This window comes from Haliea sp. E1-2-M8, assembly GCF_030649675.1.
GTDB lineage: Bacteria > Pseudomonadota > Gammaproteobacteria > Pseudomonadales > Halieaceae > Haliea.
In genome coordinates this window covers 288646-307302 of sequence record NZ_JAUTDR010000002.1, presented here as the reverse complement: position 1 = coordinate 307302, position 18657 = coordinate 288646, and the positions used below count along the sequence as shown (strand labels likewise).

Sequence of the window (18657 nt, the reverse complement as noted above, 5' to 3'; positions counted from 1 at the left end):
CAGGTCCTTTATGAAGCATTCTGGGGAATGCTTCATAAAGGACCTGACCCCATTTAACTGACCCCATTTAGCGGTTCTTCTCGGAGATCTGCCCGTTCAGGGTCAGGAAGTCGTAGAGTATCCCCAGCCCGAACAGGCCGAGGGTGAACAGGTAGAGCAGGCCGGTGATGATCTTGCCCAGGTAAAAGCGGTGGACCCCAAAGATCCCCAGGAAGGTCAGCAGGATCCAGGCCAGGTTGTAATCGACCGGGCCCTCGCTGTAGCGCCGGTCCGCGGACCGGGACATCCCGGGTATCAGGAACAGGTCGATAATCCAGCCAACGAACAGCAGCCCCAGGGTAAAAAACCAGATAACGCCGGTAATCTGGCGGCCGTAATAGAAGCGGTGCGCTCCCATGAACCCGAAGATCCAGAGCAGATAGCCCATGAATACCGAATGTGTCTCGTTGGGTTCCCGCACTGGTCTGAACTCCGTACACTGTGTTCCTTCTATCGTCTGCCGGCGCCGGCCGCGGGTCAAGGAATATATGACGCCCCGGGCGAGTCCTCTGGATAGCCTGATCTGGATCATGGAGCATGCCCCGCGGTTGCACTATGCTGCGGCTGTGGCAAAGCCAGCCCGATTCACAAGGAGTTACCATGTCAGTAGAGCATCATGATCTTGTCCACGAATTCCCGGAATTTCGCGAGCGCATCCACGAGCTCAAGGTTGCGGATGCCCACTTCCGCAAGCTGTTTGACGAGTACCACGAGCTGACCCGCAGCATCGAGAACATGGAAAATGAAGTGACGCCAGCGGCGACACACACGGAAGAGCAGGCCAAGGTACGTCGCCTGCATCTCAAGGATGCCCTGTACTGCATGCTGAATGCAGCTGAGTGAGTGCCCCAATTGGATAGTAATGGAGGTGTAAAGTGACGGAATCGTCGTCAACCCGGGCCCAGCTCGAGGAAAAACTGGCAGTCCTTGAGCAGCGTCTGGCCAGTATCAAGCGCGACGTCACCCGCAGCCATTCCGGCGACTCCGCCGAGCAGGCCCAGGAGCGCGAGAACGACGAGGTCGAGGAAGCCATTGGGGTAGAGACCGAACAGTCGCTACGCGATGTCAGGGCGGCCCTGGCGAGGCTGGAGGAGGGGCTTTATGGTCTCTGCGAGAGCTGTGGCGAGGAAATTGCCCCGGGCCGCCTCGAGGTGTTGCCGGAGAGCGTGTTGTGTGTGAAATGTGCCGAATAAAGGGCACCTTCCCTCAAAATAATCCCGGTGTCTGCTTGACAGGCAGGTAGCCGCTCTTTAGAATTCGCGTTCCTTTTTCGGGGGCTCCATAGCGGACCCCTGGTTTTTTATTGATTGGAGTTAGGTCAGGTGCAGAATCAACGCATTCGTATTCGCCTCAAGGCTTTCGACCACCGTCTGATAGATACGTCTACTCAGGAAATCGTCGAGACAGCGCGCCGTACAGGCGCCCAGGTCAAGGGGCCGATCCCGCTTCCGACCCGGAAAGAAAAGTTCACCGTGCTGGTTTCACCGCACGTTAATAAAGATGCGCGTGACCAGTACGAAATTCGTACCCACAAGCGTCTGTTGGACATCGTGGAGCCCACGGAAAAAACTGTGGACGCCCTGATGAAACTGGACCTGGCAGCAGGTGTGGAAGTACAGATCAGTCTTGGTTAACTACAATTTGTAGCAAGACCTGCCCGTAGGCCCACATGGCCTGCGGGTGTGTAACGCCCGGTTCTTTAAAGCAAGGCGGGGCGGCCATAGAGGGTAAGCCCCGTACACTGAGAGGTTAGCAAAATGACTATTGGCTTAGTCGGCCGTAAGTCCGGTATGACTCGTGTTTTTACCGAGGACGGCGCATCCATCCCAGTAACCGTAGTGGAGGTCTCTCCAAACCGGGTTACTCAGATCAAAGAGCTCGAGAGCCACGGCTATCGTGCTATCCAGGTGACTGCGGGCAACCGCAAGGCCTCGAAAGTGAGTAAATCAGAAGCCGGACATTTCGCCAAGGCGGGTGTCGAGGCGGGCTACGGTTTGTGGGAATTCCGTCTCGGCGCGAGCGACGAGGCTCTTGCTGTCGGCTCCGAGTTGACCGTAGAGCGTTTCGAGGCCGGGCAGAAGGTTGACGTGGCAGGCAAATCCAAGGGCAAGGGGTTCCAGGGCGTTATCAAGCGCTGGAACTTTTCCATGCAGGATGCCACTCACGGTAATTCCCTGTCCCACCGTGCCCCGGGTTCTATCGGCCAGTGCCAGACGCCTGGTCGCGTTTTCAAGGGCAAGAAAATGTCCGGGCACATGGGTGCGGAAAACGTAACTACCCAAGGGTTGGAGGTCGTGCGCGTTGATCTGGAGCGGAATCTGCTCCTGATCAAGGGCGCTGTCCCCGGTGCACCCGGCGGTGACGTGATCGTGCGTCCCGCGGTCAAGGCTTAAGGTTAGGGGGTCTCTAACGTGGAATTGAGTGTAGTCAAGCCAGGTAACGCCACAGCGGGCACGGTTTCCGTGTCTGATGTCGCCTTTGCCCGTGAGTATAATGAGGACCTGGTTCACCAGGTAGTTACTGCCTATCTGGCCGGCGCCCGTCAGGGTACCCGTGCGCAGAAAACCCGCTCCGAAGTGCGCGGTGGTGGCAAGAAGCCCTGGCGCCAGAAAGGCACCGGTCGTGCCCGTGCGGGAACCATTCGTTCCCCCATCTGGCGCAGCGGTGGCGTGACCTTTGCGGCCCGCCCGCAGGATCACTCCCAGAAAGTGAACCGCAAGATGTACCGCGCGGCCATGCGTTCAATCATGTCCGAGCTGGCCCGTCAGGGTCGCCTGTTGGTGGTCGAGAGCGTGGAGATCGAGGCGCCCAAGACCAAGCTGCTGGTTCAGCAGCTGGGTGAATACGGTCTCGACAGCGTGCTGATCGTGACGGCGGAGCTGGGTGAGAATCTGTATCTGGCGGCGCGCAACCTGCACAAGGTTGATGTCCGCGATGTCGATGGCGTGGATCCCGTCAGCCTGATCGCCTACGACAAGGTGATGGTCACCGTGGATGCGGTGAAGATGTTTGAGGAGATGCTGGCATGAACCAGGAGCGAATTTTCCAGGTGCTGGTCGCCCCGCACGTGTCTGAAAAGGCCGCGGTGCTGGCAGACAGCAACAACCAGTACGTGTTCAAGGTAGCGGTAAATGCTACCAAGGCCGAAATCAAGAAGTCGGTTGAGCAGCTGTTCAAGGTCAAGGTTGATGCGGTCCAGACCCTCAAGGTCAAGGGCAAGGTCAAGCGGAACAAGTACGGTCAGAGCGCCAAGCCGACCTGGAAGAAGGCATATGTTCGCCTGGAGCAGGGTCAGGACATCGACTTTGCCGTGGCTGAATAAGGAGTAGGTTCGAATGGCAGTATTAACAAGTAAGCCCACTTCACCCGGACGTCGTCACGTCGTCCGGGTGACGACTGATGACCTGCACAAGGGCGCCCCCTATGCCCCTCTGCTGGAAAAGCAGACCCGCAATGGCGGCCGTAACAACAACGGCCGGATCACTACGCGGCATATTGGTGGCGGCCACAAGCAGCATTACCGCGTCATTGACTTCAAGCGCTCCAAGGACAGTATTCCGGCCAAGGTCGAGCGTATTGAATATGACCCGAACCGCACTGCACATATTGCACTGCTGCTGTTCGCCGACGGTGAACGCCGCTACATCATCGCGCCCAAGGGCGTGAAGGCTGGCGACACTCTGCAGTCCGGCGCCGCGGCACCGATCAAGAACGGTAACTGTCTGCCGCTGCGCAACATCCCGGTGGGTTCCGTGATTCACGCGGTGGAGATGAAGCCTGGCAAGGGGGCGCAAATGGCGCGTTCGGCGGGCGCCTCGATCCAGCTGGTTGCTCGCGAAGGTCAGTACTCGACCCTGCGTCTGCGCTCCGGCGAGATGCGCAAGGTGCTGTCCGACTGCCGCGCAACCCTGGGCGAAGTGTCCAACTCCGAGCACAGCCTGCGCAAGCTGGGTAAAGCCGGTGCGACGCGCTGGCGCGGTGTGCGCCCGACCGTGCGCGGCGTGGCAATGAACCCGGTGGATCACCCACATGGTGGTGGTGAGGGTCGTACTTCCGGTGGCCGTCATCCGGTCAGCCCCTGGGGTACCCCGACCAAAGGTTACAAGACGCGCTCGAACAAGCGCACTGACGGCCTCATTGTGCGCCGTCGTGGCAAGAAATAAGTTCGGTCGACAGACTAGAGATTAGAGGAAGACACTGTGCCGCGTTCACTGAAGAAAGGTCCATTTATCGACCTTCACTTGATGAAGAAAGTTGAAGCTGCGATTGAGAGCAACGACCGTCGTCCGATCAAGACCTGGTCGCGCCGTTCCATGATATCGCCTGATATGGTTGGTCTGACGATCGCCGTTCACAATGGCCGGCAGCACGTGCCGGTGTTGATCAACGAGGACATGGTTGGTCACAAGCTCGGTGAATTTGCGGTGACCCGTACATTCAAGGGCCATATTGTGGACAAGAAGGCGAAGCGCTGAGCGCTGGTCTATAGCGAGGTTTAGGAAAATGGAAGTTGCAGCAAGACTGAAAGGCGCGCGGATCTCGGCCCAGAAAGCCCGTCTGGTCGCGGACCAGGTACGCGGCAGGCCTGTGGAAGAGGCGCTGAGCCTGCTGGAATTCAGCACCAAGAAAGCGGCCCACATTGTCAAGAAGATTCTTGACTCTGCGATTGCCAATGCGGAAAACAATGAAGGTGCGGACGTAGACGAGTTGAAAGTGTCCAGCATCTTTGTGGATGAAGGTATGACCATGAAGCGTCTGCGGCCACGAGCCAAGGGTCGCGCCGATCGGATATTGAAGCGCACCTGTCATATCACAGTGAAAGTGGCAGACGGCCAAAGCTAAGTTCAGGAGAAGACCACATGGGTCAGAAAGTACATCCGGTCGGCATACGGTTGGGGATCGTCAAGGATCACAATTCGATCTGGTATGCGGATAGCAAAAACTATGCGAAGACGCTGATCACCGACCTCGCTGTGCGCAAGTACATCGAGAAGACGCTGGAGCACGCTAGCGTCAGTCGTGTCGTGATCGAGCGCCCGGCGCAGACTGCTCGGATCACCATTCACACTGCCCGCCCCGGTATTGTCATTGGCAAAAAGGGTGAGGACGTGGACGGGCTGCGCAAGAAGCTGGCCGAAATGATGGGTGTGCCTGTGCACATCAACATTGAAGAGATCCGCAAGCCGGATCTGGATGCCAAGCTGGTTGCGCAGAACGTGGCGCAGCAGCTCGAGCGTCGGGTGATGTTCCGGCGGGCGATGAAGCGGGTGGTACAGAACGCCATGCGCCAGGGAGCAGAGGGCATCAAGATCCAGGTTGGTGGTCGCCTGGGTGGTGCCGAGATTGCCCGCACCGAATGGTACCGCGAAGGCCGTGTGCCGCTGCACACCCTGCGCGCGGATATTGACTACGCCACCTACGAGGCGACCACGACCTACGGCATCATCGGGGTCAAGGTATGGATCTTCAAGGGTGAAGTGATTGGCACTGAAGGCCATTCCGACGGCGCCAAGAAGACAGCAACTAATTAAGGGTTACGCAGATGCTTCAACCAAAGCGTACTAAATTTCGCAAGATGATGAAGGGCCGCAACCGCGGCCTGGCCGAGCGTGGCAGCAAGGTTAGCTTCGGCGAATACGGTTTGAAGGCGACTGGCCGCGGCCGTATCACTGCGCGGCAGATCGAGGCGGCTCGTCGTGCAATGACGCGCCACATCAAGCGTGGTGGCAAGATCTGGATCCGCGTCTTCCCGGACAAGCCGATTACCGGCAAGCCGCTGGAAGTTCGTCAGGGTAAAGGTAAGGGTAACGTTGAGTACTGGGTGGCACAGGTCCAGCCCGGAAAGGTGCTGTACGAAGTGCAGGGCGTCTCCGAGGAGCTTGCGCGTGAAGCATTTGCGCTGGCCGCTGCCAAGATTCCGGTAGCTACAACATTTGTTAAACGGTCGGTGATGTGATGAAAGCTAGCGAAATGCGTGATAAGTCCGCTGAGGACCTGAACAAGCAGCTGCTTACCCTGCGTGAAGAGCAGTTCAAGCTGCGCATGCAGAAGTCAACTGGTCAGCTGGGGCAGTCACACCTGCTGCAGCAGAATCAGCGCGACATCGCACGCGTCAAGACTGTACTGAATGAAAAGGCGGGTAACTGAACATGTCTGGTGCAGAAAAGCGTATACGGACGGCGACCGGGAAGGTTGTCAGCAACAAAATGGACAAGACCATTACGGTGTTGATTGAGCGTCGGGTCAAGCACCCGGTGTACGGGAAGTACATCACCCGCTCTTCCAAGATCCACGCGCACGATGAAGACAATGTGTGTGGTATTGGCGACACCGTCAAGGTTACCGAGTCGCGGCCCATTTCCAAGAGCAAGACCTGGAAGCTGCTCGAAGTCGTGGAAAGTGCCCCACAGGTATAAGCGCTGTATTTTGCGGCCACGCCGCAGTTTGGAGTAAGAGATGATTCAGACAGAGTCGTATTTGGATGTCGCCGACAACAGCGGCGCCCGCCGGGTGATGTGTATCAAGGTGCTGGGTGGCTCCAAGCGTCGCTATGCGCGTGTGGGCGACCTGATCAAGGTGACCGTCAAGGAAGCGATTCCCCGGGGCAAGGTCAAGAAGGGCCAGGTCATGACCGCGGTTGTGGTTCGGACCCGCAAGGGTGTGCGTCGCCCCGACGGCTCACTGATCAAGTTTGACGACAACGCGGCGGTACTGCTGAACGCCCAGCAGGCGCCTATCGGTACCCGTATTTTCGGCCCCGTAACCCGTGAGCTGCGCGGTGAGAAGTTCATGAAGATTATTTCCCTGGCTCCGGAAGTTATCTGATTCGGCCCCAGGAGGAGAGGAAAGGAAATGTCCAAGATCAAGCGCGATGATGAAGTGATTATCCTGGCCGGCAAGGACAAGGGTAAGCGCGGGAAGGTTCGCAAGGTGATGACTGACAATCGTGTGGTTGTCTCCGGCATCAACATGATGAAGAAGCACACCAAGCCCAACCCGCAGATGGGTGTGGCTGGCGGTATTGTTGAGCGTGAGGCCCCGATTCAGGTCTCCAATGTGGCGATCTACAATCCCGCCACCAGCAAGGCCGACAAGGTTGGTTATAAAGTTGATGGGGATACCAAGGTGCGTATCTTCAAATCCAGTGGCGAGGCGATTGACGCCTGAGTCGGGGGTCAAGGGTAAAAGACATGGCAACGTTGAAAGAAAAGTACAAGAGCGAGATGGCTCCCCGGCTGCAGGAAGAGCTGGGTCTGAAGAACGTGATGGAGATTCCGCGCATCACCAAGATCACCCTGAACATGGGTGTTGGTGAGGCCGTGGGCGACAAGAAAGTGCTGGAAAATGCGGTAGCGGACATGGAAAAGATCTCCGGTCAGAAGCCGATCATCACCCTGGCGCGCAAGTCCATCGCCGGTTTCAAGATTCGCGACGGCTGGCCGATCGGCTGCAAGGTAACCCTGCGCTCGGAGCGTATGTATGAGTTCCTTGAACGCCTGATCAGCATCGCCATTCCGCGTATTCGTGACTTTCGCGGCATCAGCCCGAAGTCCTTTGATGGTCGCGGCAACTTCGCCATGGGCGTGAGCGAGCAGATCATTTTCCCGGAAATCGAGTACGACCAGGTAGACACCCTGCGCGGGATGGACATTACCATCACTACCACGGCTCGTACGGATGATGAAGGTCGCGCCCTGTTGCGCGCTTTCAACTTCCCACTGAAAGTTTGAGAGGCTTAATTCATGGCTAAGAAATCGATGATCGCACGTGAGAAGAAGCGCGCGCAGATGGTAGTGAAGTATGCCGCCAAGCGTGCTGCTTTGAAGGCGGTCCTGAGCGATCAGGACGCCTCCGACGACACCAAGTGGGAAGCACAGATTGCGCTGCAAAAGTTGCCCCGCGATGCCAGTCCGGTGCGCAAGCAGCGTCGCTGCCAGCTGACCGGCCGTCCTCACGGTGTCTATCGTAAATTTGGCCTGTGCCGCAACAAGCTGCGTGAAGCAGCGATGCGCGGTGATGTACCTGGTCTGGTTAAAGCCAGCTGGTAACGGAGAGATTCGAACATGAGCATGCAAGATCCGCTGTCAGATATGCTGACCCGCATTCGCAACGCCCAGATGGCCGGCAAGCCCCGTGTGGAAATGCCTGGTTCCAAGCTCAAGGCCGCCGTTGCGGAAGTGCTGAAGCAAGAAGGTTACATCGCCGAGTTCGCAGCTGCGACCGAAGCCGGTAAGCCGCGCCTGAGCATCGAGCTCAAGTATTTCCAGGGCAAGCCGGTTATTGCAGAGATCGACCGTGTCAGCCGTCCGGGCCTGCGCAATTACGCAGCCAAAGGCGAGTTGCCGACGGTTCGTGGCGGTCTGGGTGTGGCTATCGTGTCCACCTCCCGGGGTGTTATGACTGATCGTGCTGCCCGGGCTGCCGGCGTCGGCGGCGAAGTGCTCTGCACCGTTTTCTAGAATTACTGAGGAAGGGCATTCAACATGTCTAGAGTCGCAAAATTTCCGGTACAACTGCCCAAAGGGGTGGAAGTCAACCAGACCGGTCGGGATCTCACTGTCAAGGGTGGTCGGGGTACATTGGCGTTTGGACTGGGTGAAGGCATTGCTATCACCCAGGAAGACGGCTCGGTAACCATTGTCTATGAGAGTGACAAGTCGAGCGCACTGGCTGGCACTACGCGTGCACTGCTGAACAATATGGTCATCGGTGTCAGTGACGGTTGGGAGAAAAAACTGATTCTCAACGGCGTTGGCTATCGTGCCAAGGCGGACGGCAAGTCGGTGAACCTGACCGTGGGCCTGTCCCACCCGGTGGATTACACCTTGCCGGAAGGTGTCAGCGCCGAGACCCCGACCCAGACCGAGATTGTCGTCAAGGGTATAGACAAGCAGGCTGTTGGCCAGGCCGCTGCCGAAATTCGCAGCTTCCGTCCGCCGGAGCCTTACAAGGGCAAGGGTATTCGTTACGCGAATGAAGTTGTTCGCCGTAAAGAAGCCAAGAAGAAGTAGGTAGGTTGAGATGAGTGCAAAGAATGAATCAAGGCTGCGTCGCGCACGTCGCGCTCGCAACCGGATGCGTGAGCAGGGCGTCAACCGCCTGACCGTGCACCGCACCCCGCGCCACATCTACGCGCAGGTGTTCGCCCCTGCCGGTGATCGTGTCCTGGCCAGCGCCTCAACGCTGGACGGTAGCCTGCGCAGTGGCAGCACCGGCAACCAGGACGCCGCCGCCGCGGTGGGCAAGCTGGTGGCCGAGCGGGCGAAAGCTGCGGGTGTCGACAAGGTCGCGTTTGATCGCGCGGGCTACAAGTACCACGGACGTGTCAAGGCGCTTGCCGACGCCGCCCGTGAAAGTGGACTGGAATTCTAGGGTAGGGCTATGGCGTTTAACGATCAGAAGAAGCAGCAGCAGGACGGTGACCTCCAGGAGAAGCTGGTGCAGGTCAACCGGGTTGCCAAGGTGGTCAAGGGTGGCCGGATCTTCAGCTTCACCGCCCTCACCGTGGTCGGCGACGGCAATGGCAAGGTAGGCTTTGGCCGTGGCAAGGCGCGCGAAGTGCCTGTGGCGATCCAGAAGGCCATGGAGGCGGCCCGCCGCAACATGATCCAGGTCGAGCTGAACCAAGGCACTATTCAGTACGCGGTCAGGGCCAGCCATGGCGCCTCCAAAGTGTACATGCAGCCCGCTTCCGAAGGTACCGGCGTTATTGCCGGTGGTGCGATGCGTGCCGTGCTGGAAATCGCCGGCGTGCACAACGTACTGGCCAAGTGCTATGGCTCTACCAACCCGGTTAACGTGGTCCGCGCTACCTTTAATGGCTTGCGCGACATGGTTGCTCCGGATGATATCGCCGCCAAGCGTGGCAAGACCGTTGAAGAAATTCTGAACTAATTATTGGGTTTGCTAGTCATGGCTAAAGCAACAATCAAGGTTACGCAGGTCAAGAGCGTCCACGGTCGCCTGAAGAACCATCGCGCCTGTATCGCAGGCCTGGGTCTGCGCCGCATCGGTCATACCGTCGAGGTGGAGGATACGCCTTCCGTTCGCGGCATGATCAACAAAGTGAACTACATGGTTCGGATCGAGGAGTAAATCATGTCAGATGTGTTGCGACTGAACACCCTGAGCCCGAGCCCGGGTTCCCGCAAGGACGTCAAGCGCGTCGGACGCGGCATTGGCAGTGGCCTCGGCAAAACAGCCGGCCGCGGACACAAGGGGCAGAAGTCCCGTTCCGGTGGCAAGGTTCGTCCAGGTTTCGAGGGCGGTCAGATGCCGCTGCAGAAGCGCCTGCCGAAGTACGGCTTCACCTCACGTGTCTCGCGGACTACCGCGCAGATTCGCCTGGGTGAGTTGAACGCGGTGCAGTCCGATGTGGTCGATCTGGATGCGCTGAAGGATGCGGATGTGATCCGCCAGGATGTACTGCGCGTGCGCGTTTTCCTGTCCGGGGAGATCACCAGGCCGTTGACTGTCAAGGGTCTCGTAGTTACCAAAGGTGTCCGCGAGGCAATCGAGCAGGCCGGCGGGAAAGTAGAGGAATAAATGGCACAAGGTCAGCTGCCAGGTAGCAACAAGCCCGGACTGGGCGAGCTCTTTGCTCGCCTTCGGTTCGTCTTGCTGGCTATTATCGTCTATCGGATCGGTACCCATATTCCGGTCCCGGGTATTGATCCTGCCCAGCTGGCCGCCCTGTTCAACCAGAACCAGGGCACCATCCTTGGCCTGGCGAACATGTTTTCCGGTGGCGCGCTGGAGCGGATGAGCATCCTCGCGCTGGGGATCATGCCCTACATCTCCGCGTCCATCATCATGCAGTTGATGTCGGCGGTGACTCCGCAGTTGGAAGCCTTGAAGAAAGAGGGTGAGTCCGGCAGGCGCAAGATCAGTCAGTACACGCGGTACCTTACGGTGGTGCTGGCGATTGTGCAGGCAACCGGCATGACCGTGGGCATGGCCAACCAGGGCATGTCATATGACACGTCAATAGTGTTTTATGTCATTGCCATCACCTCGCTGGTCACGGGTGCTGTGTTCATGATGTGGCTGGGGGAGCAGATTACCGAGAAGGGCGTTGGCAACGGTATCTCGCTGCTGATCTTTGCCGGTATTGTCGCGGGACTGCCGTCTGCTATTGGTCAGTCACTGGAGCAGGCGCGACAGGGTGAGCTGAATATCCTCATCCTGCTGTTCGTCCTGACCCTGGCGATTGCCGTGATCTACCTGATCGTGTTCATTGAACGCGGCCAGCGGCGGATTACGGTGAATTACGCCAAGCGTCAGCAGGGACGCAAGATGATGCAGGCGCAGAGCTCGCACCTGCCGCTGAAGGTCAATATGGCCGGGGTAATCCCCGCGATCTTCGCCAGCAGCATCCTGCTGTTCCCGGCCTCCATCGCCCAGTGGTTCGGTTCCAGCGGTTCCGCCGACTGGCTGCAGGATCTGGCCCTGGCCATCGGGCCGGGACAGCCCCTGAACATCCTGTTGTTCACCGGGTTTATCGTGTTTTTCTGCTTCTTCTACACGGCGTTGATGTTCAACCCGCAGGAAGTGGCCGACAACCTCAAACGCTCTGGCGCCTTTGTCCCCGGCATCCGTCCCGGACAGCAGACCGCCAACTATATCGACGGCGTACTGACGAGGTTAACTGTTTTCGGGTCAGCTTATATCGCGCTGGTCTGCCTCATGCCCCAGTTCCTGGTGGTGATGTGGAACGTACCGTTTTACCTGGGAGGTACCTCGCTGCTGATCGTTGTGGTCGTAGTCATGGACTTCATGGCCCAGGTACAGAGTCACCTGATGTCGCACCAGTACGACTCGGTGATGAAGAAGGCGAAACTGAATACTTATGGTGCTTCCGGCCGCTGACAGGCTGGCCGGTCCTTGGAGAAAAGAGAGATGAAAGTACGTGCATCAGTAAAGAAGGTCTGCAGGAATTGCAAGATCGTCCGCCGCGCCGGTGTCGTGCGTGTGATCTGCAATACAGATCCTCGCCACAAACAGCGCCAGGGCTGATCCCGGTTCCGGTTGCAGACTATTGATTTTTAGTAAACATACCGCTAGAATGCTGCGCCTTTCGCGCCCCACCCCCCGAGCCGAGCAGGTATCAGGGTGCGGCTTGTTTGCCCAGCGCGAAGCGACGATTTGAGTATTTGGAGAGAGTTGGATGGCTCGTATTGCCGGCGTCAACGTACCCGATAACAAGCACGCTGTTATCGCTTTGACCTATATCTATGGTGTCGGTCGCACCCAGGCCAAGCGCCTCTGCGCAGACTCCGGTGTTGCTGAAAACAGCAAGATCGGTGAGCTCAATGAGGAGCAGATGGACTCACTGCGGACCAGGGTGGGCGAGCTGACGGTAGAGGGTGACCTGCGCCGGGAAGTGTCGATGAACATCAAGCGTCTGATGGACCTGGGTTGCAACCGCGGCCTGCGTCATCGCCGCAGCCTGCCGCTGCGCGGCCAGCGCACCAAGACCAACGCCCGTACCCGCAAGGGTCCGCGCAAGCCGATTCGCAGGTAGGGCCAACCGCCCCCAGCGAGTCCTTTTAGTGTAGCTGCACCCGAGTGCAGTGTTGATATTAAAGCAGGAAACAGAGTATGGCCAAGCCAGGTGCCAAGAGCACTCGCAAGAAGATTACCAAGACCGTGGTGGACGGCATTGCACACGTGCATGCGTCTTTCAACAACACGATCATCACCATCACCGACCGCCAGGGCAACACCCTGAGCTGGGCGACATCCGGTGGCTCCGGCTTCCGTGGTTCGCGTAAAAGCACCCCCTTCGCGGCCCAGGTGGCTGCGGAGCGCGCGGGTGAAGCAGCCAAGGAATACGGCCTGAAGAATCTCGATGTGCAGGTGAAGGGCCCCGGCCCGGGTCGTGAGTCAGCAGTGCGCGCGCTCAACTCCTGCGGCTACAAGATCACCAATATCACCGACGTGACGCCGATCCCGCATAACGGTTGCCGTCCACCCAAGAAACGTCGCGTCTAACGCTTACAGGAATAACTGACATGGCTCGATATATTGGACCTACGTGCAAGCTCTCCCGTCGTGAGGGAACAGACCTGTTCCTGAAGAGCGGAGTGCGCGCCCTGGAAAGCAAGTGCAAGCCCGAATCGGTTCCCGGCCAGCATGGTGCCCGTCGCGGTCGCCTGTCTGACTACGGTGTGCAGTTGCGCGAGAAGCAGAAAGTGCGCCGTATCTACGGCGTTCTGGAAAAGCAGTTCCGCAACTACTACAAGGAAGCGGCCCGTCTCAAGGGCGCTACTGGCGAGAACCTGTTGCAGCTGCTGGAAAGCCGCCTCGACAACGTTGTTTACCGCATGGGGTTCGGTTCAACCCGCGCCGAATCGCGGCAGCTGGTCACCCACAAGGGTATCCTGGTCAACGGTGCCCTGGTCAACGTGCCTTCCTATCAGGTACAGGCTGGCGACATTGTCTCCCTGCGTGAGAAAGCCAAGAAGCAGCTGCGGGTGCAGTCCGCCCTGGCCCTGGCCGCCCAGCGTGGCGAGCCCGAGTGGATCGAGTTCAATGGCGAAAAGCTGGAAGGAGTTTTCAAGTCAGCCCCTGAGCGTCAGGACCTGTCTTCCGAGATCAATGAAAACCTGATCGTGGAACTCTACTCCAAGTAATCCGACGCAGGACCAACCTACTCATACAGGTGCCAGAATGCAGATTGCAGTAAACGAATTTTTGACTCCGCGCGTGATCAACGTCGAAGAAAAGACCAGTACCCGCGCCCAGGTCACCCTGGAGCCACTGGAGCGTGGCTTTGGCCACACACTCGGCAATGCCCTGCGTCGCATACTGCTGTCCTCCATGCCCGGCTGCGCGATCACTGAAGTGGAAATCGACGGGGTCGAGCACGAGTACAGCGCCATCGAAGGTGTGCAGGAAGACGTCATTGAAATCCTGCTGAACCTGAAGGGTGTTGCGCTGGTCATGAGTGGCAAGGAAGAAGCCGAGCTTACCCTGAGCCGCAAGGGCCCGGGTGTAGTCACCGCCGGCGACATCCAGGTTGATCACGATATCGAGATCCGCAATCCCGATCACGTTATCTGCACCCTGACCGGCAGCTCGCACGTAAGCATGAAGCTGACCGTGGCCCGCGGTCGCGGCTACTCCCCGGCAGATTCCCGCGAGAATCCCGAGGAAGAGACCCGCTCCATTGGCCGCCTGCACCTCGATGCCACCTTCTCGCCCATCAATCGCGTGTCCTACGTGGTGGAAGCGGCCCGGGTCGAGCAGCGCACCGACCTGGACAAGCTGGTTCTGGATCTCGAGACCAACGGCACCATCGATCCCGAGGAAGCTATCCGCCGCGCCGCGACCATTCTCCAGCAGCAGCTGGCGGTGTTCGTGGACCTGGAAAGCGAGAGTCACAGCGAATCCGTGGTCGAGGAAGATGAAGTCGACCCGATCCTGCTGCGCCCCGTGGACGACCTGGAACTGACGGTCCGTTCCGCCAACTGCCTCAAGGCAGAGAATATTTACTACATCGGTGACCTGGTCCAGCGTACGGAAGTGGAGCTGTTGAAGACTCCGAACCTGGGCAAGAAGTCACTGACCGAAATCAAGGATGTTCTGGCCTCCCGCGGCTTGTCCCTGGGTATGCGCCTGGACAACTGGCCGCCGGCCAGCCTCAGAAACGACGACCGGGTGCTGAGTCTTTAAGCTCCCGAGTTAACAGTTGGCAGTGCTGAGATAGCACAGACAGTATAGGAAAGGAAAAATGCGTCACCGTCACAGCGGACGTCAGTTGAACCGGAATGCCTCCCACCGCAAGGCCATGTTCCGGAACATGACCGTGTCTTTGGTAGAGCACGAGTTGATCAAAACCACCCTGCCCAAGGCCAAGGAGCTGCGCAGCTACGCTGAGCCGCTGATAACCCTGGCCAAGAGCGACAGCGTCGCGAACCGCCGCCTGGCGTTCGACCGCATGCGCGACAAGGCTGCCGTTGGCAAGCTCTTCTCCGAGCTGGGCCCACGCTACCAGGCGCGCCCGGGCGGCTACATCCGCATCCTCAAGTGCGGCTTCCGCTCCGGCGACCAGGCCCCCATGGCCTACGTCGAGCTGGTGGATCGTCCGCAGGTTGATGATTCGGACTCTGACGAGTCGTAAGTTCTCGTCGAGATGAAGAAGCCGGGCCAGTCCCGGCTTTTTTGTGCCTGTGCCTCGGCATTCTTGATGCTTCGTGCGTGAGGTGCCTGGTCGCCGCCTGGAGGTACTGTCAGGGGCTGGCCGGACACGCCGTAAACCCGTCCATGGGGGCTCGGTGACGGCATCCTTGCCGTCAACGGTCCGGCCAGCCCCTGACAGCACCTCCGGGCTGGGTCCTCTGCCACGTCAAGATCGAGGCAGCGCGTCGTCATAGCTTTGTAGGCCTCTGAGTGCCCTGATATCTGGGCGGCCCCATGCCTCATGTCTCATTCGCAACGCTGAACGTTTGCAGCATCACCACAGGGCCGAGGGCTCAGTAGCGCGTCGTCGAAGTGGCATTGCAAGCCCCGGGGAGTGCGGGTTGAGGTTGCCCGGACCGTAAGCGGCCAGGACGGCCGCTTACGAGCCCCCATGGAAGGGTTAACGGCGAGTCCGGGCAGCCTCAACCCGTGCTCCGCGGGGCGATGTTCAGGGTGCCGAACCCATAGTAGCCTACCCCTATGCCGCCGCGCGCTTCCCGGCTTTGGGCTTGGTAGGTTTTGGCTTCCCCGCGGCATCCCTGGACGCCTGCCGCTTCAACAGCGGTCCGAGGAACTGCCCGGTGTAGGATTTCTTCACCTTGGCGACGTCCTCCGGGGTCCCGGTAGCGATGATCTGCCCGCCTCCCGAGCCGCCCTCGGGCCCGAGGTCGACGATCCAGTCGGCGGTTTTGATCACGTCCAGGTTGTGCTCGATGATGACCACCGTGTTGCCGTGGTCGCGCAGGCGGTGCAGGACTTCCAGCAGTTGGCGGATGTCCTCGAAGTGCAGGCCGGTGGTGGGCTCGTCGAGGATGTAGAGGGTCTTGCCGGTATCGCGCTTGGACAGTTCGCGGGAGAGTTTTACCCGCTGGGCCTCGCCCCCGGACAGGGTGGTGGCGGCCTGGCCGAGGCGGATGTAGGACAGGCCCACGTCGATCAGGGTCTGCAGTTTGCGGGCGATGGAGGGGACCGGCTCGAAGAAAGCGAGTGCGTCCTCCACGGTCATTTCCAGCACTTCGTGGATGTTCTTGCCCTTGTAGCGGATCTCCAGGGTCTCGCGGTTGTAGCGCTTGCCTTTGCAGACGTCGCAGGGGACGTAGATGTCCGGCAGAAAGTGCATCTCGACCTTGGTCACGCCGTCGCCCTGGCAGGCCTCGCAGCGGCCGCCCTTGACGTTGAAGCTGAAGCGGCCGGGTTTGTAGCCCCGGGAGCGCGCTTCCTGGGTGCCGGAAAACAGTTCCCGTACCGGGGTGAAGATGCCGGTGTAGGTGGCGGGGTTGGAGCGCGGGGTGCGTCCGATCGGGCTCTGGTCGATATCAATGCACTTGTCGATGTGCTGCATGCCCTTGATCCCGTTGTAGGGTGCCGGGTTCAGTGTCGTGGCGCCGTTGAGCTCGGTGGCGGCGATCGGGTACAGGGTGTTGTTGATCAGGGTGGACTTGCCGGACCCGGAGACCCCGGTGATGCAGGTCAACAGCCCCAGGGGCAGGTCCAGATCCACGCCCTGCAGGTTGTTGCCGCTGGCCCCGGACAGCTGCAGCATGCGTTTCGGGTCGACCGGGGTGCGCTTGCCCGGCAGCGCGATGCTGCGCTTGCCGGAGAGGTAGGCGCCGGTCAGGGACTGCTCGTTGTCGATGATGTCCTGCAGGCTGCCCTGGGCGACGATACGCCCGCCGTGGACTCCGGCACCGGGGCCGATGTCGATAATATGGTCGGCCTTGCGGATGGCGTCCTCGTCATGCTCCACCACCAGTACGGTGTTGCCCAGGTCCCGCAGGTGGGTGAGGGTGCCCAGCAGGCGCTCGTTGTCGCGTTGGTGCAGGCCGATGGAGGGTTCGTCGAGGATGTACATGACGCCGACCAGGCCGGCGCCGATCTGGGAGGCCAGGCGTATGCGCTGGGCCTCGCCGCCGGACAGGGTTTCGGCGCTGCGGCTCAGGGTCAGGTAGTTCAGGCCCACATCCACCAGAAAACGGTAGCGGGCCCGCAGTTCCTTGAGGATCTTGCCGGCGATTTCGCCCTTGCGACCCTCCAGCTCAAGCTGGCCAAAATACACCTCGGCCTCGCCCACGGGCATCTCGGTGATGCTGGGCAGGTTGCGGTCGTCCACGAACACGTGGCGCGCATCCTGGCGCAGGCGCGTGCCGTGGCAGTCGGGGCAGGGCTGGGTAGCGAGGAATTTCGCCAGCTCTTCGCGCACCGACTGGGATTCGGTATCGCGGTAGCGACGCTCCATATTGGGGATGATGCCCTCGAACGGATGGGTGCGTTTGTAGACGTCGCCGCGATCGTTCATGTAGGCGAACGCCACTTCCTCGTCACCACTGCCGTGGAGGATGGCTTCGCGGTGGCCCTTCTTCAGTTTCTGGAAAGGAGTGTCAATGGAGAAGCCGTAGTGATCCGCAAGGCTGGTGAGCATGTGAAAGTAGTACACATTGCGGCGATCCCAGCCGCGTATCGCCCCTTCGGCGAGGCTGGACTCCGGATGCAGGACAATGCGATCGGAGTCGAAGTACTGTTTTACTCCCAGGCCATCGCAGCTGGGGCAGGCGCCTGCGGGGTTGTTGAAGGAGAACAGACGCGGTTCCAGTTCGTCGATGCTGTGGCCGCAGATCGGGCAGGCAAAGCGGGCGGAGAACATGATGTCCTCGCCGTCACCGTCCATGTAGTTGATTGTCGCCAGGCCGTCGGTCAGCGCGAGCGCGGTCTCGAAGGACTCGGCCAGTCGCAGGTTCAGATCGGCCCGCACCTTGAAGCGGTCGACCACGACGTCGATGTCGTGCTTCCGCTTCTTGTCCAGTTTGGGCAGGTCGTCCAGGTCGGTCACAATGCCGTTGACCCGGGCGCGGACGAAGCCGGAGGCGCGCAGTTCCTCGAAGATGTGCAGGTGCTCGCCCTTGCGCGTCTTCACCACCGGCGCCAGCAGCATCAGACGGGTGCCCTCGGGCAGCCCCAGCACGGAATCCACCATCTGGCTAACGGTCTGGGCCTGCAGGCTTTCACCGTGCTCGGGACAGCGCGGTTCGCCCACGCGGGCATACAGCAGGCGCAGGTAGTCGTAGATTTCGGTGATGGTACCGACGGTGGAGCGTGGATTGTGCGAGGTGGACTTCTGTTCGATGGAGATGGCCGGGGACAGGCCCTCGATATGGTCCATGTCCGGCTTTTCCATCATCGACAGGAATTGCCTGGCGTAGGTTGACAGCGATTCGACATAGCGCCGCTGGCCCTCGGCGTAGAGCGTATCGAAGGCGAGGGACGACTTGCCGGAACCGGACAGCCCGGTAATGACCACCAGTTGGTCGCGGGGGATGTCCAGGTCAATGTTCTTGAGGTTGTGGGTGCGTGCACCGCGGACGTAAATAGTGTCCATGAGTCTCCGGTCAGGGCTTGCCAATCGAACCCGGCAGTATAGAGGGTCGGTTAATGTCTAGG

The 18657-nt window shown here is 59.6% G+C and carries 32 protein-coding genes; 30 read left to right on the top strand and 2 right to left on the bottom strand.

Annotated features, from left to right (window positions below; translation table 11 throughout):
• Window positions 1-67 precede the first annotated feature (67 nt).
• The gene (locus Q6D67_RS03075) at window positions 68-427 is read right to left on the bottom strand and encodes a TM2 domain-containing protein (protein ID WP_304704099.1); all 360 of its coding nucleotides are present in this window, start codon (window positions 425-427) and stop codon (window positions 68-70) included.
• A 212-nt stretch (window positions 428-639) separates the two neighbouring features.
• On the opposite strand from Q6D67_RS03075, the gene Q6D67_RS03070 reads away from it, so the two are divergent.
• The 30 genes from Q6D67_RS03070 (at window position 640) to rplQ (ending at window position 15163) form a co-directional block, all read left to right on the top strand.
• Window positions 640-882 carry a YdcH family protein gene (locus tag Q6D67_RS03070; RefSeq protein WP_304704069.1) on the top strand — a complete coding sequence of 81 codons (243 nt, stop codon included), beginning with the start codon at window positions 640-642 and terminating at the stop codon, window positions 880-882.
• A gap of 32 nt (window positions 883-914) precedes the next feature.
• The gene (locus Q6D67_RS03065) at window positions 915-1232 is read left to right on the top strand and encodes a TraR/DksA C4-type zinc finger protein (protein WP_304704068.1); all 318 of its coding nucleotides are present in this window, start codon (window positions 915-917) and stop codon (window positions 1230-1232) included.
• 129 nt (window positions 1233-1361) lie between these two features.
• Window positions 1362-1673: a 30S ribosomal protein S10 gene (rpsJ, locus tag Q6D67_RS03060; RefSeq protein WP_304704067.1), complete on the top strand. Its 312-nt coding sequence runs from the start codon at window positions 1362-1364 to the stop codon at window positions 1671-1673.
• A gap of 123 nt (window positions 1674-1796) precedes the next feature.
• Complete coding sequence (rplC, locus tag Q6D67_RS03055; RefSeq protein WP_304704066.1) at window positions 1797-2432, top strand: 50S ribosomal protein L3; 636 nt, start codon at window positions 1797-1799, stop codon at window positions 2430-2432.
• Window positions 2433-2450: 18 nt separating this feature from the next.
• Window positions 2451-3068 (top strand): 50S ribosomal protein L4, encoded by a 618-nt coding sequence (gene rplD / locus Q6D67_RS03050; protein ID WP_304704065.1) that lies wholly within the window; start codon window positions 2451-2453, stop codon window positions 3066-3068.
• Window positions 3065-3361 carry a 50S ribosomal protein L23 gene (gene rplW / locus Q6D67_RS03045; protein ID WP_304704064.1) on the top strand — a complete coding sequence of 99 codons (297 nt, stop codon included), beginning with the start codon at window positions 3065-3067 and terminating at the stop codon, window positions 3359-3361. Before rplD ends, rplW begins: the two co-directional genes overlap by 4 nt.
• 13 nt (window positions 3362-3374) lie before the next feature.
• The gene (rplB, locus tag Q6D67_RS03040; protein ID WP_304704063.1) at window positions 3375-4202 is read left to right on the top strand and encodes a 50S ribosomal protein L2; all 828 of its coding nucleotides are present in this window, start codon (window positions 3375-3377) and stop codon (window positions 4200-4202) included.
• A gap of 36 nt (window positions 4203-4238) precedes the next feature.
• A complete protein-coding gene (gene rpsS / locus Q6D67_RS03035) occupies window positions 4239-4514 on the top strand; it encodes a 30S ribosomal protein S19 (RefSeq protein ID WP_304704062.1) in 276 nt (91 codons plus the stop codon).
• Between the two features lie 28 nt (window positions 4515-4542).
• Entirely contained in the window at window positions 4543-4881 is a 339-nt protein-coding gene (gene rplV, locus Q6D67_RS03030; RefSeq protein ID WP_304704061.1) for a 50S ribosomal protein L22, read from the top strand.
• Between the two features lie 17 nt (window positions 4882-4898).
• Window positions 4899-5570, top strand: a complete 672-nt coding sequence (rpsC, locus tag Q6D67_RS03025; RefSeq protein ID WP_304704060.1) for a 30S ribosomal protein S3 — start codon at window positions 4899-4901, stop codon at window positions 5568-5570.
• Between the two features lie 11 nt (window positions 5571-5581).
• Window positions 5582-5995 carry a 50S ribosomal protein L16 gene (gene rplP / locus Q6D67_RS03020; RefSeq protein ID WP_304704059.1) on the top strand — a complete coding sequence of 138 codons (414 nt, stop codon included), beginning with the start codon at window positions 5582-5584 and terminating at the stop codon, window positions 5993-5995.
• Window positions 5995-6186 carry a 50S ribosomal protein L29 gene (rpmC, locus tag Q6D67_RS03015; protein WP_304704058.1) on the top strand — a complete coding sequence of 64 codons (192 nt, stop codon included), beginning with the start codon at window positions 5995-5997 and terminating at the stop codon, window positions 6184-6186. Before rplP ends, rpmC begins: the two co-directional genes overlap by 1 nt.
• A 2-nt stretch (window positions 6187-6188) precedes the next feature.
• Window positions 6189-6455, top strand: coding sequence for a 30S ribosomal protein S17 (gene rpsQ / locus Q6D67_RS03010; protein WP_304704057.1), 267 nt, complete (start codon window positions 6189-6191; stop codon window positions 6453-6455).
• A gap of 40 nt (window positions 6456-6495) precedes the next feature.
• Entirely contained in the window at window positions 6496-6864 is a 369-nt protein-coding gene (rplN, locus tag Q6D67_RS03005) for a 50S ribosomal protein L14 (protein ID WP_304704056.1), read from the top strand.
• A gap of 27 nt (window positions 6865-6891) precedes the next feature.
• Window positions 6892-7206, top strand: a complete 315-nt coding sequence (rplX, locus tag Q6D67_RS03000; protein WP_304704055.1) for a 50S ribosomal protein L24 — start codon at window positions 6892-6894, stop codon at window positions 7204-7206.
• Between the two features lie 23 nt (window positions 7207-7229).
• The gene (gene rplE, locus Q6D67_RS02995; RefSeq protein WP_304704054.1) at window positions 7230-7769 is read left to right on the top strand and encodes a 50S ribosomal protein L5; all 540 of its coding nucleotides are present in this window, start codon (window positions 7230-7232) and stop codon (window positions 7767-7769) included.
• A 12-nt stretch (window positions 7770-7781) separates the two neighbouring features.
• Complete coding sequence (gene rpsN / locus Q6D67_RS02990) at window positions 7782-8087, top strand: 30S ribosomal protein S14 (protein ID WP_304704053.1); 306 nt, start codon at window positions 7782-7784, stop codon at window positions 8085-8087.
• Window positions 8088-8102: 15 nt separating this feature from the next.
• Entirely contained in the window at window positions 8103-8498 is a 396-nt protein-coding gene (gene rpsH, locus Q6D67_RS02985; protein WP_304704052.1) for a 30S ribosomal protein S8, read from the top strand.
• A gap of 24 nt (window positions 8499-8522) precedes the next feature.
• A complete protein-coding gene (gene rplF / locus Q6D67_RS02980) occupies window positions 8523-9050 on the top strand; it encodes a 50S ribosomal protein L6 (RefSeq protein WP_304704051.1) in 528 nt (175 codons plus the stop codon).
• Between the two features lie 10 nt (window positions 9051-9060).
• Window positions 9061-9411 carry a 50S ribosomal protein L18 gene (gene rplR, locus Q6D67_RS02975; protein WP_304704050.1) on the top strand — a complete coding sequence of 117 codons (351 nt, stop codon included), beginning with the start codon at window positions 9061-9063 and terminating at the stop codon, window positions 9409-9411.
• A 9-nt stretch (window positions 9412-9420) separates the two neighbouring features.
• Window positions 9421-9933 (top strand): 30S ribosomal protein S5, encoded by a 513-nt coding sequence (rpsE, locus tag Q6D67_RS02970; protein WP_304704049.1) that lies wholly within the window; start codon window positions 9421-9423, stop codon window positions 9931-9933.
• An 18-nt stretch (window positions 9934-9951) separates the two neighbouring features.
• The gene (rpmD, locus tag Q6D67_RS02965) at window positions 9952-10134 is read left to right on the top strand and encodes a 50S ribosomal protein L30 (RefSeq protein ID WP_304704048.1); all 183 of its coding nucleotides are present in this window, start codon (window positions 9952-9954) and stop codon (window positions 10132-10134) included.
• Between the two features lie 15 nt (window positions 10135-10149).
• Window positions 10150-10584 carry a 50S ribosomal protein L15 gene (rplO, locus tag Q6D67_RS02960; RefSeq protein ID WP_304704098.1) on the top strand — a complete coding sequence of 145 codons (435 nt, stop codon included), beginning with the start codon at window positions 10150-10152 and terminating at the stop codon, window positions 10582-10584.
• Window positions 10585-11907: a preprotein translocase subunit SecY gene (gene secY, locus Q6D67_RS02955; protein WP_304704047.1), complete on the top strand. Its 1323-nt coding sequence runs from the start codon at window positions 10585-10587 to the stop codon at window positions 11905-11907. It abuts the gene before it with no gap.
• A gap of 30 nt (window positions 11908-11937) precedes the next feature.
• Window positions 11938-12054, top strand: coding sequence for a 50S ribosomal protein L36 (gene rpmJ, locus Q6D67_RS02950; RefSeq protein ID WP_304704046.1), 117 nt, complete (start codon window positions 11938-11940; stop codon window positions 12052-12054).
• A gap of 151 nt (window positions 12055-12205) precedes the next feature.
• Entirely contained in the window at window positions 12206-12562 is a 357-nt protein-coding gene (gene rpsM, locus Q6D67_RS02945; RefSeq protein ID WP_304704045.1) for a 30S ribosomal protein S13, read from the top strand.
• 77 nt (window positions 12563-12639) lie between these two features.
• A complete protein-coding gene (gene rpsK / locus Q6D67_RS02940; RefSeq protein ID WP_304704044.1) occupies window positions 12640-13032 on the top strand; it encodes a 30S ribosomal protein S11 in 393 nt (130 codons plus the stop codon).
• Between the two features lie 20 nt (window positions 13033-13052).
• On the top strand, window positions 13053-13673 hold the full coding sequence (rpsD, locus tag Q6D67_RS02935) for a 30S ribosomal protein S4 (RefSeq protein WP_304704043.1): 621 nt from the start codon (window positions 13053-13055) through the stop codon (window positions 13671-13673).
• A gap of 37 nt (window positions 13674-13710) precedes the next feature.
• Window positions 13711-14715 (top strand): DNA-directed RNA polymerase subunit alpha, encoded by a 1005-nt coding sequence (gene rpoA / locus Q6D67_RS02930; protein WP_304704042.1) that lies wholly within the window; start codon window positions 13711-13713, stop codon window positions 14713-14715.
• Between the two features lie 58 nt (window positions 14716-14773).
• The gene (gene rplQ, locus Q6D67_RS02925) at window positions 14774-15163 is read left to right on the top strand and encodes a 50S ribosomal protein L17 (protein WP_304704041.1); all 390 of its coding nucleotides are present in this window, start codon (window positions 14774-14776) and stop codon (window positions 15161-15163) included.
• A gap of 537 nt (window positions 15164-15700) precedes the next feature.
• On the opposite strand, the gene uvrA is transcribed toward rplQ, so the two are convergent.
• Entirely contained in the window at window positions 15701-18595 is a 2895-nt protein-coding gene (gene uvrA / locus Q6D67_RS02920; RefSeq protein ID WP_304704040.1) for an excinuclease ABC subunit UvrA, read from the bottom strand.
• Window positions 18596-18657 lie beyond the last annotated feature (62 nt).

Excerpts from the sequence above, each read along its gene's own strand:
- Q6D67_RS03075 (WP_304704099.1), bottom strand. The coding sequence starts at position 427 with ATGGGCTATCTGCTCTGGATCTTCGGGTTCATGGGAGCGCACCGCTTC.
- Q6D67_RS03070 (WP_304704069.1), top strand. The coding sequence starts at position 640 with ATGTCAGTAGAGCATCATGATCTTGTCCACGAATTCCCGGAATTTCGC.
- rplC (WP_304704066.1), top strand. The coding sequence starts at position 1,797 with ATGACTATTGGCTTAGTCGGCCGTAAGTCCGGTATGACTCGTGTTTTT.
- rplW (WP_304704064.1), top strand. The coding sequence starts at position 3,065 with ATGAACCAGGAGCGAATTTTCCAGGTGCTGGTCGCCCCGCACGTGTCT.
- rplB (WP_304704063.1), top strand. The coding sequence starts at position 3,375 with ATGGCAGTATTAACAAGTAAGCCCACTTCACCCGGACGTCGTCACGTC.
- rplV (WP_304704061.1), top strand. The coding sequence starts at position 4,543 with ATGGAAGTTGCAGCAAGACTGAAAGGCGCGCGGATCTCGGCCCAGAAA.
- rpsC (WP_304704060.1), top strand. The coding sequence starts at position 4,899 with ATGGGTCAGAAAGTACATCCGGTCGGCATACGGTTGGGGATCGTCAAG.
- rplP (WP_304704059.1), top strand. The coding sequence starts at position 5,582 with ATGCTTCAACCAAAGCGTACTAAATTTCGCAAGATGATGAAGGGCCGC.
- rpmC (WP_304704058.1), top strand. The coding sequence starts at position 5,995 with ATGAAAGCTAGCGAAATGCGTGATAAGTCCGCTGAGGACCTGAACAAG.
- rpsQ (WP_304704057.1), top strand. The coding sequence starts at position 6,189 with ATGTCTGGTGCAGAAAAGCGTATACGGACGGCGACCGGGAAGGTTGTC.
- rplN (WP_304704056.1), top strand. The coding sequence starts at position 6,496 with ATGATTCAGACAGAGTCGTATTTGGATGTCGCCGACAACAGCGGCGCC.
- rplX (WP_304704055.1), top strand. The coding sequence starts at position 6,892 with ATGTCCAAGATCAAGCGCGATGATGAAGTGATTATCCTGGCCGGCAAG.
- rplE (WP_304704054.1), top strand. The coding sequence starts at position 7,230 with ATGGCAACGTTGAAAGAAAAGTACAAGAGCGAGATGGCTCCCCGGCTG.
- rpsN (WP_304704053.1), top strand. The coding sequence starts at position 7,782 with ATGGCTAAGAAATCGATGATCGCACGTGAGAAGAAGCGCGCGCAGATG.
- rpsH (WP_304704052.1), top strand. The coding sequence starts at position 8,103 with ATGAGCATGCAAGATCCGCTGTCAGATATGCTGACCCGCATTCGCAAC.
- rplF (WP_304704051.1), top strand. The coding sequence starts at position 8,523 with ATGTCTAGAGTCGCAAAATTTCCGGTACAACTGCCCAAAGGGGTGGAA.
- rplR (WP_304704050.1), top strand. The coding sequence starts at position 9,061 with ATGAGTGCAAAGAATGAATCAAGGCTGCGTCGCGCACGTCGCGCTCGC.
- rpsE (WP_304704049.1), top strand. The coding sequence starts at position 9,421 with ATGGCGTTTAACGATCAGAAGAAGCAGCAGCAGGACGGTGACCTCCAG.
- rpmD (WP_304704048.1), top strand. The coding sequence starts at position 9,952 with ATGGCTAAAGCAACAATCAAGGTTACGCAGGTCAAGAGCGTCCACGGT.
- secY (WP_304704047.1), top strand. The coding sequence starts at position 10,585 with ATGGCACAAGGTCAGCTGCCAGGTAGCAACAAGCCCGGACTGGGCGAG.
- rpmJ (WP_304704046.1), top strand. The coding sequence starts at position 11,938 with ATGAAAGTACGTGCATCAGTAAAGAAGGTCTGCAGGAATTGCAAGATC.
- rpsM (WP_304704045.1), top strand. The coding sequence starts at position 12,206 with ATGGCTCGTATTGCCGGCGTCAACGTACCCGATAACAAGCACGCTGTT.
- rpsK (WP_304704044.1), top strand. The coding sequence starts at position 12,640 with ATGGCCAAGCCAGGTGCCAAGAGCACTCGCAAGAAGATTACCAAGACC.
- rpsD (WP_304704043.1), top strand. The coding sequence starts at position 13,053 with ATGGCTCGATATATTGGACCTACGTGCAAGCTCTCCCGTCGTGAGGGA.
- rpoA (WP_304704042.1), top strand. The coding sequence starts at position 13,711 with ATGCAGATTGCAGTAAACGAATTTTTGACTCCGCGCGTGATCAACGTC.
- rplQ (WP_304704041.1), top strand. The coding sequence starts at position 14,774 with ATGCGTCACCGTCACAGCGGACGTCAGTTGAACCGGAATGCCTCCCAC.
- uvrA (WP_304704040.1), bottom strand. The coding sequence starts at position 18,595 with ATGGACACTATTTACGTCCGCGGTGCACGCACCCACAACCTCAAGAAC.